The sequence below is a fragment of the Kribbella sp. CA-247076 genome, from assembly GCF_050942445.1.
Lineage (GTDB): Bacteria > Actinomycetota > Actinomycetes > Propionibacteriales > Kribbellaceae > Kribbella.
The window spans coordinates 2,142,551-2,155,240 of the sequence record NZ_CP192051.1; the positions used below are offsets into that span (position 1 = coordinate 2,142,551).

The window sequence follows — 12,690 nt, forward strand, 5'->3', positions numbered from 1 at the left end:
GTTAGCTTTGTGGCACAGTGTTTGGGTGAGGTTGATGGGGTGTTTGTTGCTCTGGCTGATCCGACTCGGCGGGAGGTGATCCGGCGGCTCGGGCGGGGGGAATCGAGTGTGGGGGAGTTGGCGGCGGCGTTTCCGATGACGTTGCCGTCGTTCATGAAGCATGTGCGGACGTTGGAGAGCAACGGGCTGATCCGGACGGTCAAGGTCGGGCGGGTGCGTACCTGCGTGCTCAACCGGGAGCGGCTGGCGCTCGTCGACGACTGGCTCGCGGAGCAGCGGCGGATCTGGGAGGACCGTACCGACCGGCTCGAACGTTTCGTCACCGATTCTGTGGAGGAAGAAGCATGAACCCGGATCTCGACCTGACCGTGGAGCGGATCATCCGCGCCCCACGCAGCGCCGTCTGGCGAGCGTGGACCGACCCGGACCGCTTCGCACGGTGGTGGGTGCCGGCTCCGGCCGTGTGCAAGGTGGAGCGGCTCGAGGTCCGGCCCGGCGGTGCGCTCGTGACCAGGCTGAGTGAGGACGGCGAGGAGTTCGGCCCGCATCTGGACGCCGCCTTCCTGGTCGTCGACGACCTCGAGCGGCTCGTGTTCACCAACGCGATCGACAGCACGTGGCGCCCGGTGAACCCGGCACCGATCGCGATGACCGCCGAGGTCGCCCTGGCCGATCACCCGGACGGCACCGACTACCGGATCGTCGTACGGCATGCCGATCCGGCGGCTCGCGCGCTGCACGAGCAGCTCGGGTTCGCCGACGGCTGGGGGACGGTCACCAAGCAGCTCGCCGGGTTCGTCGAGAGCGAGGTCGCGCGATGAGGCTCGTGCTGACCGAGTTCGTCTCGCTCGACGGGGTCAGCCAGGGGCCTGGCTCGCCGACCGAGGACACCAGCGACGGGTTCACGCGCGGCGGCTGGCTCGTGCCGTTCCTGGACGAGCAGTTCGTCCGGCGTACGTCGGATTGGCTCGACCGCGCCGACGGGATCCTGCTCGGGCGGCGGACGTACGAGGCATTCGCCCGGGACTGGCCGCAGATCACCGACCCCGACGACCCGTACACCGCGCGGATGAACTCGCTGCCGAAGTACGTCGTGAGCAGCACACTGACCGAGGGAAGTTGGCACCCCACGACTGTGGTCCGCGACGTCGACGGCGTCAGCAAGCTCAAAGAGGAACCCGGTCGGGAGCTCCAGGTCCACGGGAGCGCCCGCCTCGGCAACTCGCTACTCGCGGCAGGCCTGGTCGACACCCTCCGGCTCGTCGTCGCGCCGACCGTGGTCGGCTCCGGGCGCAGGCTGCTCGACCATCCGATCGAGGCGGTCGGGTTGAAGCTGGTCGAGCAGGAAGTGACCCCGAGTGGCCTGGTCATCCTCGAGTACGACGCGGTCGGCGCCGCCGCAGTCGCGGAGTACGAAGGTGTTACGGCGTTCGTGTAGCCATGTGGTCCGCCAGGACCTCGTCGATCACCTGCCGGTTGATGTCGACGTCCCGGTCGGCGGCCAGGGTGATGAGGGCCTTCCAGAGCGCCCAGCCACGGGCACGGGCCCAGGTGCCGTCATCCTGCGCCACAGCAGAGCGGAACGCCTCGCGGGACGAGCCCTCGAAGAACGTGTAGGCGATCACCAGGTCGCAGGCCGGGTCCCCGACGCCTGAGGTGCCGAAGTCGATCACGGCCGACAGCCGGCCGTCCTGGACGAGCAGGTTGCCGCTCGCGATGTCACCGTGGAACCACACCGGCGGCCGGTCCCACGTGCTCGCGAGGGCCGCCTCCCAGACCTCGCGGGCCAGGTCGGTGTCGATCTTTCCCTTGAGTACGGCGAGCGCCTCGACGGTCTCGTCGTGGTAGTACTCCGGCGGCGCACCGCGGTAGAAGCTGTGCGCCCCGGCTACCGGCCCACCGCTCGCGTCGCAACTCAGCAACGCGACGATGAACTCGGCGATCGAGCGAGCGAACCCGGTCAGGTCCGAGACGGTGTCGCGGGATGCGGTGTCGCCGTCGATCCAGCGGCGGATCGCCCAGTGGAACGGGTACCCCTGACCCGGCTCACCCTTCGCCACCGCCTCCGGAATCTGCACAGGCAGCGCCGGAGCCAGCACCGGCAGCCACTCGTGCTCCTTGTCGACCGCGGCGGTGTAGCCCTCCGCGGTCGGCAGGCGGGCGGTCAGCTCCGAGCCGAGCCGGTACGTCCGGTTGTCCCAGCCGTCGATCTTCACCGGGGTCACCGGCAGGTCGGCCCACTGCGGGAACTGGTCGGCGAGCAACCGGCGTACGAGGTCGGCGTCGATCCCGGCCCGGCCGTCTTGGTGGAAGTCGGTCACGGGCCGCGATTCTTCCGGCGAGGGCCGGGGGAGCGCAAAGGAATTCAGCGCTGGCCGATGTGCTCGGACACGGTGTCGAACACCCGGCCGATGGCGGCGAAGTCCTCCGGAGTGGCCAGGTCGACGAGGTTGTCGCGGACCCCTTCGACATGCGTCGGGGCCGCCTGCTCGAGGAGCGCGAAGCCCGCGTCGGTGAGCTCGGCCCAGACGCCGCGCTTGTCGCTGGTGCACGACGTCCGGCGGACGAGCTCGGCGGCCTCGAGTCGGCCCACGGTGTGGGTCAGCCGGGAGCGGCTCTGGTGCAGCCGGTCGGCCAGGTCGGCCATCCGGAGCCGGCGGTCGGGCGCCTCGGAGAGCCGGACCAGGATCTCGTAATCGTTGATGCCGATGCCGAACTGACGCAGGTCGTCGTCCAGCTTCGCCATCAGGCGCGCGGTGCCCAGCAGGTACGCGCGCCACGCCACCTGCTGCTCGGCGTTGAGCCACCGGGTCTCAGTCGTCATCGTCACGAGGACAGTGTACCGGGAATGTAGTTGACATTTAAACCGTTGATGCCTACTGTCGCAGTCAACAGGTTGAAATTTGAACTTCCTTCGACTGTGTCGCCCCAGACCAGTTCAGTCCCCACGTAAGACCCCGAGAGGAACCCATGAGCGAGATCGTTACCACCGGCACCCCGACCAGCAGCATCCCCGGCCTGGTCGCCGGTACCTACGTGATCGACGCGACGCACAGCGAGATCGGCTTCACCGTCCGCCACCTGATGACCAAGGTCCGCGGCACCTTCCAGGAGTACGCCGGCGAGATCATCGTCAAGGACTCCCTGGAGGAGTCGACCGCGGCCGTCTCCGTCGAGCTGGGTTCGGTGCACACCCGCAGCGAGCAGCGCGACGGTCACCTGCGGTCCGGTGACTTCTTCGACGCCGAGAACAGCCCGAAGATGACCTTCGTCAGCACCGCCCTGAAGCCGGAGGGTGACGACTACATCCTGGCCGGCGAGCTGACCATCAAGACCGTGACCAAGCCGATCGAGCTCGCCGTCGAGTTCCTCGGCGTGCAGCAGAACGCCTACGGCCAGACCGTCATCGGCTTCGAGGCGTCCGCGCAGATCAGCCGCAAGGAGTGGGGCATCGACTTCAACGTCCCGCTGGAGGGCGGCAAGCTCCTGATCGGTGACAAGGTGGACATCCACCTCGACGTCCAGGCCGCGCTCCAGGTCTGACCACCGCAAGCATCAAGGGCCTCGCACCGCAACGGTGCGGGGCCTTTCCTATGCCTGGACCATCCGATGGGCGAGGTCGGCGTACAGCTTGCCGAGGGCGTCCGGGTCGCCGCGGTGTGGCGTGTACCACCGGGCGACGTCGATGGCGAGTGAGAGTACGGCGAGCGTCGTCCCCGGCAGGTCGTCGACCGCGAAGGAGCCGTCCTGCACGCCGTCCGCCAGCACCTGCTCGATCTGGGCCGAGATCGCCCGGCGGATCGTGGCGACCTCGGCGAAGTGCTCCGGGGAGAGGGCAGCGAGCTCGTACTGGACCACGCGGGCGATGGTGTGGTGCCGGGCGTGCCAGGCGGTGAACGCGGAGACGAGGGCGCGGAGGCGGTCCGCGGGGCTCGGGCCGGTGTCGGAGGAGCGCAGTACGTCGAGCGCGGCCTTGTGACCGTAGAGGCTGATCTCGAAGAGGAGGCGTTCCTTGGACGGGTAGTGGACGTAGAGCGCGGCCGGGCTCATCCCCGCGCGGGACGCGATGTCGCGGGTGGTGGTGGCCTGGAAACCCCGCTCGGCGAACGCGTCGATGGCGCCCGTCAGCAGGCGGCGGGCGGCGGCCGGCTGGACGTGCTCCCAGACGAGCGGGCTGGTGACTGCGGACACGTTGACACCCTGCCTCAGATTGGCGAAGCTAAGCAAGCGCTTAGCCAGTTGTCTCGACCTTCGGGAGGCCTGATGGAACGCGTCATCTTCAACGAGGACCACCACGCCTTCCGGGCGAGCGCGAAGGAGTACTGCGACCGCTCGCTGGTGCCGCGGATGGAGCAGTTCCTCGAGGAGAAGACGATCGAGCGGGCGGCCTGGATCGAGGCCGGCAAGCAGGGCTTCCTCGGGCTGGACGTGCCGGAGGAGTACGGCGGTTCGAGTGTCGGCGACTACCGCTTCAACGCGGTGTTCGCCGAGGAGGTCTCCAAGGTCTCAGCCTCGCTGTCGAGCTGCTTCGGCATCCACTTCGACTGCTGCGCGCCGTACTTCGTCGATCTCGGGACCGAGGAGCAGAAGCAGCGGTGGCTGCCGAAGTTCTGCGCCGGTGAGTACGTCGCCGCGATCGCGATGACCGAGCCGTCCGGCGGGTCCGACCTGGCCGCGCTGAAGACGACCGCGAAACGGGCCGACGGCGGCTGGGTGCTGAACGGGTCGAAGACCTTCATCACCAACGGCGACATGGCCGACCTGGTCATCGTCGCCGCGCGGACCGATCCGTCCAAGGGCGCCAAGGGCATCACGCTGTTCGTGGTCGAGGAGGGCATGGAGGGCTTCGCCCGCGGCCGCAAGCTGGACAAGGTCGGCCAGACCGAGTCCGGTACGTCGGAGCTGTTCTTCGAGGACCTGTTCGTCCCGGACGGCAACGTGCTCGGCGAGGTCGACCGCGGCTTCATCCACATGATGGAGCGGCTGGCCCAGGAGCGCGTCGGCGCGGGCGTCTCGAACATCGCACACGCGGCCCAGATCCTCGACGAGACGATCGAGTACGTGAAGCAGCGCAAGGCGTTCGGCCAGCCGGTCGGCTCGTTCCAGTACAACAAGTTCGTGATCGCCGAGCTGGTGACGAAGGTCGAGGTCACCCAGGCGTACGTCGACAACGCGGTCGTCGCGCACGACGAGGACCGGCTGTCCGCCGTGGACGCGGCGAAGGCGAAGTGGTGGAGCGCCCAGGTGCAGAACGAGGTCCTGGACGCGTGCGTGCAGCTGCACGGCGGGTACGGGTACATGAACGAGTACCGGGTGGCGCGCGCCTGGCGGGACGCCCGGGTGACCAAGATCTGGGCCGGATCCAACGAGATCATGAAGGAACTCATCGGCCGCGACCTCGGCCTGTAGAAGGGAACAGCTGTGCCTGAAGCAGTCATCGTGTCCACGGCGCGCTCGCCGATCGGCCGCGCGTACAAGGGGTCGCTCAAGGACATCCGGCCGGACGACCTGGTCGTCCAGATGATCCAGGCCGCGGTCGGCAAGGTGGGCCTGACCGGCGACCAGATCGAGGACCTGGCCGTCGGCTGTGCGGAGCCGCACGACGAGCACGGCGGCAACATGGCCCGCCGGGTCGCCGTCCAGCTCGGCTGGGACGACACTCCGGCGACCACGGTCAACCGGTTCTGCGCGTCGTCGACGCAGACCGCGCGGATGGCCTTCCATGCGATCAAGGCCGGCGAGGGGGACATCTTCGTCAGCGCCGGCGTCGAGTGCGTGTCGCGGTACAAGAACTTCGGCTCGGCCGGGGTCGGCGACCCGAGCTCGTTCAACGAGGTCTTCGCCGACGCGGTCCAGCGGACCGAGAAGTACGCCGAGACCAACGAGACCTGGCACGACCCGCGCCAGGACGGGCTGGTGCCGGACATCTACATCGCGATGGGCCAGACCGCCGAGAACGTCGCCACGCTCAAGGGGATCAGCCGGGCCGATCAGGACGCGTTCGGCGTCCGCTCGCAGAACCTCGCCGAGAAGGCGATCAACAATGGCTTTTTCGAGCGCGAGATCGTCCCGGTGACGTTGCCGGACGGGACTGTGGTCAGCAAGGACGACGGTCCGCGGGCCGGGACCACGCTGGAGAAGGTCAGCGAGCTCAAGCCGGTCTTCCGGGAGAACGGCACGGTCACGGCCGGCAACTGCTGCCCGCTGAACGACGGCGCCGCGGCGGTCGTGATCATGAGCGACACCAAGGCGCGTGAGCTCGGCCTGACCCCGCTGGCGCGGATCGTGTCGACCGGCGTCAGCGGGCTGTCGCCGGAGATCATGGGCCTCGGTCCGATCGAGGCGTCGAAGCAGGCGCTCGCCCGGGCCGGGATGAGCATCGGCGACATGGACCTGGTCGAGATCAACGAGGCGTTCGCGGTGCAGGTGATCGGGTCGGCCCGTGAGCTCGGCATCGACGAGGACAAGCTGAACGTGCACGGCGGCGCGATCGCGCTCGGTCACCCGTTCGGGTCGACCGGCGCGCGGATCATGACGACGCTGGTGAACGGGCTGCAGTTCGAGGACAAGCAGTTCGGCCTGGAGACCATGTGCGTCGGCGGCGGTCAGGGGATGGCGGTCGTGCTCGAGCGTCTCAGCTGATGTCGTTGCAGGGCCGTACGGCGATCATCACCGGAGCGTCCCGGGGGATCGGGCTGGCGATCGCGCAGCGCCTGGTCGCCGACGGCGCGCGCGTCGTCATCACCGGCCGGACGCAGGAGACGCTCGACCAGGCGGTCGCATCCCTGGGCGGCCGGGAGCACGCGTTCGCGGTCGCCGGGAAGGCGGCAGACCCGGAGCACCGGGCGAGCGTGGTCGCGGCCGCGGTGGCGACGTACGGGTCGGTCGACCTGCTGGTGAACAACACCGGCATCAACCCGATCTACGGCAAGTTGCTCGACGTCGACCAGGCGGTCGCGGCCAAGATGGTCGACACCAATGTGTTGGCCACGATCGCGTGGGTGAAGGCCTGCAGGGACGCGTGGATGCGCGCGCATGGCGGTGCGGTGGTCAACCTGTCCTCGGTGGCCGGTCTGGCGCCGTCTCCCGGGATCGGCTGGTACGGCGCGACCAAGGCGATGCTGTCCCGGGTGACGGCCGAGCTGGCGGTCGAGCTCGCCCCGGAGATCCGGGTCAACGCGGTGGCGCCGGCGGTGGTGAAGACGAAGTTCGCCGGGGCCCTGTACGAAGGGCGTGAGGACAAGGTCGCGTCGACGTACCCGCTGAAACGCCTGGGTACGCCGGAGGACGTGGCCTCGCTGGTGTGGTTCCTGCTGTCGGACGAGGCGTCCTGGATCACCGGCCAGACCGTCACCATCGACGGCGGCCTCACCCTGAACGGCGGAATCGTCGGCTAGGCCTGACCCGGTGCGGCCGGCCGGGTGGCGACGAACCGCTGGCGGACGGTGATGTTGCCGTCGGCATCCTCGTCCTCGTTGCGCCAGTGGAAACCGGTCTCGCTGATGCCGGTGAAGATCCAGCGGGTCTTGGCCGACAGCGGTTCGCGGGCGTCGAGGGTGATGGAGTCTTCGCCGGGGGTGCCGATGAAGGTCATCACGAAGGCGTGCTTCGGGCCCATCCAGGTCGAGCGGAAGGCACCGAGCTCGGGGTCGTGGATCCGGATCGTGAGCCCCCACTCGCCGTCACCGTCGGTCGGGCGGGCGGCCCGGCCGGGCGTGATCCAGATGTCGGCGACCGCCCGGCCGTCGAGCGCCCAGGCGAAGTGCCACTCGCCCTTCGTCCGGCGGGTGACGTTGCCGGCGTCGTCGTACCAGCTGACGTCGAGGTCCCAGCTGCCGATCAGCGGGGCGAACGGGGTGAAGGCCTCGGCGAACTCCGGCCGCGGTCCGTCGGACACCATCAGGCCGGCCAGCACCTCGGCGGCGGCCACTCCATCTGTCATCTGCATACCTGCTATTTACTCCTGACAGCATGGGAGCGTGTCAAGAGGATTCGGACTGCCCGCCGCCGGTGACCACGTCGTGTCCCAGCACGATGGCACTTCCGGCGGTCGGGGCGTTCAGTCCGACAGCACCGGGCCACTCTAGTCCCGATCGGGTACACGGCAGAATCACAGCGAGCGCGCAGCTGTTGCGATCGCGTTGCTGTTCGTCCCCGGCGTTATTCCGTGGCGGGCGAACCGGCCGCTGGTTAGGGTCCGGGGCATGACGACACCGGTGGCGATCCGGCAGGCCGTGGGCGACGACGCCGAAGGAGTGGCGGCGGTACGGCGCGCGGTCTACACGTACAAGGTGATGTCGCCGGAGGCCACCCGGCACCTGATCACCGTGTCGCGGCCGGAGGAGCGCTTCCTCGCCCTGATCGCCGAGTCCGAGGGCGTGGTGGTCGCGTGGGGTTCGGCCGGGCTGAACGTCTGGACGAGCGAACAGGGTCAGAGCACCACCTCGATCTACGTCCATCCGGACCACCGCAAGCAAGGCATCGGCAGCGTGCTGGCGGACCGGTTGCACCAGCACCTCACCGAGGTGGGCGCCGTACGCACGCGAGCGTTCGTGCATCCGGACGGGCTGGAGTTCGCCCGCAACCGCGGGTACGACGGGACCCGGCAGATGCACTACGCGGGCCTCGACCTCGGCACGCTGCCGGACCAGCCACCGACCCCGGACGGCATCGAGCTCGTGACCATGGACGAGTTGGACCCGCGGCAGGCGTACGCCGCCGACTCGATCGCCTCGCTGGATGAGCCGGGCGACTCGCCGCTCGACGCGATCGGGTACGACGACTGGCTCGCGGACGTGTGGAACGCTCCAGGCCTGGACAAGTCGCTCAGCGTGGCCGCCGTCGCCGGGGACGAGGTGGTCTGCTTCACCGCGGTCGAGACCGCCGACGACCGGGCGTGGTCGGGGATGACCGGCACGATCCCGGCGTACCGGGGTCGTGGACTGGCCAAACTGGTCAAGTCGGTCGCGCTGCGCCGGTGCGCCGCGGCCGGGATCACGTCGGCGTACACGTCGAACGACGACGAGAACGGGCCGATGCTTGCCATCAACAACTGGCTCGGCTACCGCCGGGTGCAGACGGAGCTGTGCCTGCTGCGTCCACTGGGCGGGTAGGTGATCAGCGGGTTAAGAAAGCGCGCTGAGACAGAGCTGTAATCGATTTCGCGGTCGGTCTGCGCCTGGCGCGCGTTATGTTCCGGAGAACTTCGCCGAAGGAGTTCGCATGGAGATCAGGCGTGCTGAGCCGGGGGACGTGGACGGCGCGATCGCCTTGCACGACGCGCATGCGCCGTACCTGGTGCTGACGGCGGCGGGCATGCGGCGCAGTCTGGCCGAGCGGGTTCCGGGCCGCGGCACGTTCGCCGCGCTGGAGGCGGGCGAGGTGGTCGGCTGGGCGTCGACCGCGCTGATCGCCGGATCCGAACCCCCCGACGGGCAACTCCGCGTGCTGGTCCGGCCGGACCACCGCGGCCGCGGCATCGGCGCCAAGTTGCTGGCGGCAACCCACGAGGAGCTGCGCTCGGCCGGGGCGACCACCGCCCGGGTGTTCGCGGACCCGGCGACGGTCCAGTGGGCCACCCGCTGGGGCTACCAGCAGACCCGGCAGGTGCACTACGCCGGGATCGATCCACGGAAGGCGCCGGACATCCCCGGAGTGCCGTCAGGCGTGCGGTTGGTGCCGCTGAACGAGGTCGACCCGCGCAGCCTGTACGAGGCGGACCTGGTTGCCCAGCGCACCAAGCCGGGCGACGCGAAGATCACCACCCGGCCGTACGACGACTGGCTCGACGGCGTGTGGAAGTCGCCGGCGATGGTCCTCGATCTCAGCATGGCCGCCGTCTACCGGGACCAGGTCGTCGGGTTCACGCTCGGCAACGGCGACCACACGAAGATCTGGTCGCAGATGACCGCGACGCTGCCGGAGTTCCGTGGCCGGGGCCTGGCAAAGCTGGTGAAGTGCGCCGCGCTGCACCGGGCCGCGGACGCCGGGGTGCAGGCCGCCTACACCGCCAACTACGACGGCAACACCCCGATGATCGCGGTCAACGAGTGGCTCGGCTACCACCGCGTCGCCACCCACGCGGTCCTGATCTGTCCCCTCTAGGGAACCAGCAGTACGACGGTTTCCGCGACGCAGGCGGGTTTGGTCGAGTTCTCCAGTTCGATCACCCAGTTCAGCGAGACCTGGACGCCGGCCGGGGTCTCCGCCGTACTGGCGATCGAGGCGCTCGCCCGGACGCGCGAGCCGACCGGGACCGGCGCCGGGAAGCGGACCTTGTTGACGCCGTAGTTCAGCTTGGCGGTGACGCCGTTGACCGAGAACAGTTCCTCACCGAACCGCGCGATCAGGCTCAGCGTGAGATAACCGTGCGCGATCGTGCCGCCGTACGGGCCCTTCTTCGCGCGCTCGACGTCGACGTGGATCCACTGGTGGTCGCCGGTCGCGTCGGCGAACGTGTCCACCTGCTCCTGGGTGATCTCGAGCCAGTCCGACTCGCCCAGCTGGGTGCCGACCGCGTGCACGACCTGGTCGACGCCGGTGAAGGACTTTGCCATCTCCGCCCCTCAGTTCCGCGGTCCGCCGGCGACGTACAGGACCTGGCCGGAGACGAAGCCGGCCTCCTCGCTGCAGAAGTACGACGCCGCGGCGGCGATGTCGTCCGGCGTGCCGGTGCGCTGCACCGGGATCGCGGCCGCGGTCGCCTTCTTGAACTCCTCGAAGTCCACGCCGACCCGGGCCGCGGTGGCCGCGGTCATGTCGGTCTCGATGAAGCCGGGAGCGATCGCGTTCGCGGTGACGCCGAACTTGCCCAGCTCGATCGCCAGCGTCTTCGCCAGGCCCTGCAGGCCGGCCTTCGCGGACGCGTAGTTCGCCTGGCCGCGGTTGCCCAGAGCGGAGGTCGAGGACAGGAACACGATCCGGCCGTAGCCGGCCTCGACCATGTGCGCCTGGCAGGCCCGGGACATCAGGAAGCTGCCCTTGAGGTGCACCGACATGACCGTGTCCCAGTCGTCGTCGGACATCTTGAACAGCAGGTTGTCGCGGAGCACGCCGGCGTTGTTCACCAGGATCGTCGGCGCGCCGAGCTCGGCGACCACCCGCTCGACCGCTGCGGCCACCTGGTCGGACCGGCTGACGTCACAGCCGACCGCGAGCGCCCGCCCGCCGGCCTCGGTGATCGCCTTCACGGTGGCCTCGCAGGCGCCCTCGTCGAGGTCCAGCACCGCGACCGCGTTCCCGTCCTTGGCGAGCCGCTGCGCCACCGCGGCGCCGATTCCCCGGGCCGCCCCGGTCACGATCGCCACCCGCTGCTCACTCATCCGTGCTCCTTCGGTCCGTGCTGGTGGGGATGACATTACCCACGCTCAGTCACCCCGGAAGTACCCAGGATGCGATGATCGCCGTGTGGATCATCACAACCGCCACGTCTACCACTGCCCGCTGCGCTGGGGCGACCAGGACGCGCTCGGCCACGTGAACAACGGACGGTACGTCGACTACCTCCAGGACGCCCGAGTCGACTTCCTGTTCCGGACCGCCAAGGAGCTCGGTGCCGACGACCTGGAGACCGGCCTGCTGGTCGCCCGGCACGAGGTGCAGTACCGGGCACCACTGCGGTTCCGGCCGGAACCGGTCCGGATCGAGCTGTGGATCAGCGAGATCAAGGCGGCCTCGTTCATCGTCGACTACGAGATCCTGGACGCCGAGCCCGAGCGGACGACGTACGTCGAGGCGCGCACCCGGCTGGTCCCGTTCGACTTCGCCGCCAACCGCCTCCGCCGGATCACCCCGGTCGAGCGCGCGGCCCTGTCCGAGCTGGTGGGCTCGTGACGTTCACCCACCCCGTCCTGGTCCGGTGGTCGGACATCGACTCCTACGACCACGTCAACAACGTCCGGTACTTCGACTACCTGCAGGAGGCCCGGATCGCGTTCCTCTCGCAGATCATCGGCACGACCGGGGACTTCTTCGCCGATCACCCGTGCGTCCTGGTCAGCCAGACCGTCGACTACCTGCGGCCGATCCTGCTGCGGCACCCGCCGTACGACGTCGACGTGTGGGTCGAGGCCGTCGGTACGACGTCGTACACGCTCGGCTCGCGGATCGTCGACCGCAGTGGTGAGGGGGCCGACATCTACGCGAAGGCGGTGTCGGTGATCGTCGCCGTGGACGGTGAGACCCACGCCAAGCGCCCGCTCGCGGACGCGGAACGGGACGCCCTGCTCAAGCACCTTGGCACGGCTTGAGAGACTGGGGGCGTTATGACTGAGCAACAGAGCTTCTACGACGCTGTCGGTGGGGCGGACACGTTCCACCGGCTGGTGGCCGCCTTCTACCGCGGCGTCGCCGCCGACCCGGAGCTGCGGGCGATGTACCCGGAGGAGGACCTCGGTCCGGCCGAGGTGCGCTTCCGGATGTTCCTCGAGCAGTACTGGGGCGGCCCCCGGACGTACTCCGAACAGCGCGGGCACCCCCGGCTGCGGATGCGGCACGGCCCGTTCGCCGTCACCCCGAGCGCGCGGGACCGCTGGCTCGGCCACATGCGTGCCGCGCTGGACGAGATCGCACTGCCACCGGATCGCGACGAGGAGATCTGGACCTACATGGTGATGGCGGCGCACAGCATGGTGAACACCGACGAACCGCAGTACCCGGGCGCGATCGACGTGTCCGGCCGCTGAACCCCTT

18 protein-coding genes are annotated in these 12,690 nt (G+C 69.2%); 12 read left to right on the top strand and 6 right to left on the bottom strand.

The window, feature by feature from the left end; genetic code table 11:
• Positions 1-75: 75 nt before the first annotated feature.
• From ACQPYZ_RS10320 to ACQPYZ_RS10330, 3 genes are read left to right on the top strand one after another with little or no spacing between them, the layout of a single operon-like run.
• Positions 76-348 carry an ArsR/SmtB family transcription factor gene (locus ACQPYZ_RS10320; protein ID WP_433169648.1) on the top strand — a complete coding sequence of 91 codons (273 nt, stop codon included), beginning with the start codon at positions 76-78 and terminating at the stop codon, positions 346-348.
• Positions 345-821: an SRPBCC domain-containing protein gene (locus ACQPYZ_RS10325; protein ID WP_433167233.1), complete on the top strand. Its 477-nt coding sequence runs from the start codon at positions 345-347 to the stop codon at positions 819-821. The genes ACQPYZ_RS10320 and ACQPYZ_RS10325 overlap by 4 nt, the downstream gene beginning before the upstream one ends.
• A complete protein-coding gene (locus ACQPYZ_RS10330) occupies positions 818-1,438 on the top strand; it encodes a dihydrofolate reductase family protein (RefSeq protein ID WP_433167234.1) in 621 nt (206 codons plus the stop codon). The genes ACQPYZ_RS10325 and ACQPYZ_RS10330 overlap by 4 nt, the downstream gene beginning before the upstream one ends.
• Here ACQPYZ_RS10330 and ACQPYZ_RS10335 read toward each other — a convergent pair.
• Positions 1,422-2,321 carry an aminoglycoside phosphotransferase family protein gene (locus ACQPYZ_RS10335; protein WP_433167235.1) on the bottom strand — a complete coding sequence of 300 codons (900 nt, stop codon included), beginning with the start codon at positions 2,319-2,321 and terminating at the stop codon, positions 1,422-1,424. The genes ACQPYZ_RS10330 and ACQPYZ_RS10335 overlap by 17 nt on opposite strands.
• 44 nt (positions 2,322-2,365) lie before the next feature.
• The gene (locus ACQPYZ_RS10340; protein WP_433169650.1) at positions 2,366-2,824 is read right to left on the bottom strand and encodes a MarR family winged helix-turn-helix transcriptional regulator; all 459 of its coding nucleotides are present in this window, start codon (positions 2,822-2,824) and stop codon (positions 2,366-2,368) included.
• 146 nt (positions 2,825-2,970) lie between these two features.
• Here ACQPYZ_RS10340 and ACQPYZ_RS10345 point away from each other — a divergent pair, with 146 nt between their 5' ends.
• Positions 2,971-3,543, top strand: coding sequence for a YceI family protein (locus tag ACQPYZ_RS10345; RefSeq protein WP_433167236.1), 573 nt, complete (start codon positions 2,971-2,973; stop codon positions 3,541-3,543).
• Positions 3,544-3,591: 48 nt separating this feature from the next.
• Here ACQPYZ_RS10345 and ACQPYZ_RS10350 read toward each other — a convergent pair whose 3' ends face one another.
• Positions 3,592-4,191: a TetR/AcrR family transcriptional regulator gene (locus ACQPYZ_RS10350; protein ID WP_433167237.1), complete on the bottom strand. Its 600-nt coding sequence runs from the start codon at positions 4,189-4,191 to the stop codon at positions 3,592-3,594.
• Positions 4,192-4,263: 72 nt separating this feature from the next.
• Here ACQPYZ_RS10350 and ACQPYZ_RS10355 point away from each other — a divergent pair, with 72 nt between their 5' ends.
• Genes ACQPYZ_RS10355 through ACQPYZ_RS10365 form a run of 3 tightly spaced genes read left to right on the top strand, consistent with a single transcriptional unit; the run spans position 4,264 to position 7,397 of the window.
• Positions 4,264-5,409: an acyl-CoA dehydrogenase family protein gene (locus ACQPYZ_RS10355; protein ID WP_433167238.1), complete on the top strand. Its 1,146-nt coding sequence runs from the start codon at positions 4,264-4,266 to the stop codon at positions 5,407-5,409.
• A gap of 12 nt (positions 5,410-5,421) precedes the next feature.
• On the top strand, positions 5,422-6,642 hold the full coding sequence (locus tag ACQPYZ_RS10360; RefSeq protein WP_433167239.1) for an acetyl-CoA C-acetyltransferase: 1,221 nt from the start codon (positions 5,422-5,424) through the stop codon (positions 6,640-6,642).
• Positions 6,642-7,397 carry an SDR family oxidoreductase gene (locus tag ACQPYZ_RS10365; RefSeq protein ID WP_433167240.1) on the top strand — a complete coding sequence of 252 codons (756 nt, stop codon included), beginning with the start codon at positions 6,642-6,644 and terminating at the stop codon, positions 7,395-7,397. The genes ACQPYZ_RS10360 and ACQPYZ_RS10365 overlap by 1 nt, the downstream gene beginning before the upstream one ends.
• Here ACQPYZ_RS10365 and ACQPYZ_RS10370 read toward each other — a convergent pair.
• Positions 7,394-7,942 carry a hypothetical protein gene (locus ACQPYZ_RS10370; protein WP_433167241.1) on the bottom strand — a complete coding sequence of 183 codons (549 nt, stop codon included), beginning with the start codon at positions 7,940-7,942 and terminating at the stop codon, positions 7,394-7,396. The genes ACQPYZ_RS10365 and ACQPYZ_RS10370 overlap by 4 nt on opposite strands.
• A gap of 262 nt (positions 7,943-8,204) precedes the next feature.
• Between ACQPYZ_RS10370 and ACQPYZ_RS10375 the strand changes: the two genes are divergently transcribed.
• Both ACQPYZ_RS10375 and ACQPYZ_RS10380 read left to right on the top strand, forming a co-directional pair.
• Positions 8,205-9,113 (top strand): N-acetyltransferase family protein, encoded by a 909-nt coding sequence (locus tag ACQPYZ_RS10375; protein ID WP_433167242.1) that lies wholly within the window; start codon positions 8,205-8,207, stop codon positions 9,111-9,113.
• Between the two features lie 109 nt (positions 9,114-9,222).
• On the top strand, positions 9,223-10,104 hold the full coding sequence (locus ACQPYZ_RS10380) for a GNAT family N-acetyltransferase (RefSeq protein WP_433167243.1): 882 nt from the start codon (positions 9,223-9,225) through the stop codon (positions 10,102-10,104).
• Here the strand turns inward: ACQPYZ_RS10380 and ACQPYZ_RS10385 are convergent.
• Both ACQPYZ_RS10385 and fabG read right to left on the bottom strand, forming a co-directional pair.
• Complete coding sequence (locus ACQPYZ_RS10385; protein ID WP_433167244.1) at positions 10,101-10,556, bottom strand: MaoC family dehydratase; 456 nt, start codon at positions 10,554-10,556, stop codon at positions 10,101-10,103. The two genes, ACQPYZ_RS10380 and ACQPYZ_RS10385, sit on opposite strands and share 4 nt — an antisense overlap.
• Before the next feature lie 9 nt (positions 10,557-10,565).
• On the bottom strand, positions 10,566-11,321 hold the full coding sequence (gene fabG / locus ACQPYZ_RS10390) for a 3-oxoacyl-ACP reductase FabG (RefSeq protein WP_433167245.1): 756 nt from the start codon (positions 11,319-11,321) through the stop codon (positions 10,566-10,568).
• An 85-nt stretch (positions 11,322-11,406) separates the two neighbouring features.
• Here fabG and ACQPYZ_RS10395 point away from each other — a divergent pair, with 85 nt between their 5' ends.
• Genes ACQPYZ_RS10395 through ACQPYZ_RS10405 form a run of 3 tightly spaced genes read left to right on the top strand, consistent with a single transcriptional unit; the run spans position 11,407 to position 12,683 of the window.
• On the top strand, positions 11,407-11,832 hold the full coding sequence (locus ACQPYZ_RS10395) for an acyl-CoA thioesterase (protein WP_433167246.1): 426 nt from the start codon (positions 11,407-11,409) through the stop codon (positions 11,830-11,832).
• A complete protein-coding gene (locus ACQPYZ_RS10400; RefSeq protein ID WP_433167247.1) occupies positions 11,829-12,248 on the top strand; it encodes an acyl-CoA thioesterase in 420 nt (139 codons plus the stop codon). The genes ACQPYZ_RS10395 and ACQPYZ_RS10400 overlap by 4 nt, the downstream gene beginning before the upstream one ends.
• A 15-nt stretch (positions 12,249-12,263) precedes the next feature.
• Positions 12,264-12,683, top strand: coding sequence for a globin (locus ACQPYZ_RS10405; RefSeq protein ID WP_433167248.1), 420 nt, complete (start codon positions 12,264-12,266; stop codon positions 12,681-12,683).
• Positions 12,684-12,690: the final 7 nt, after the last annotated feature.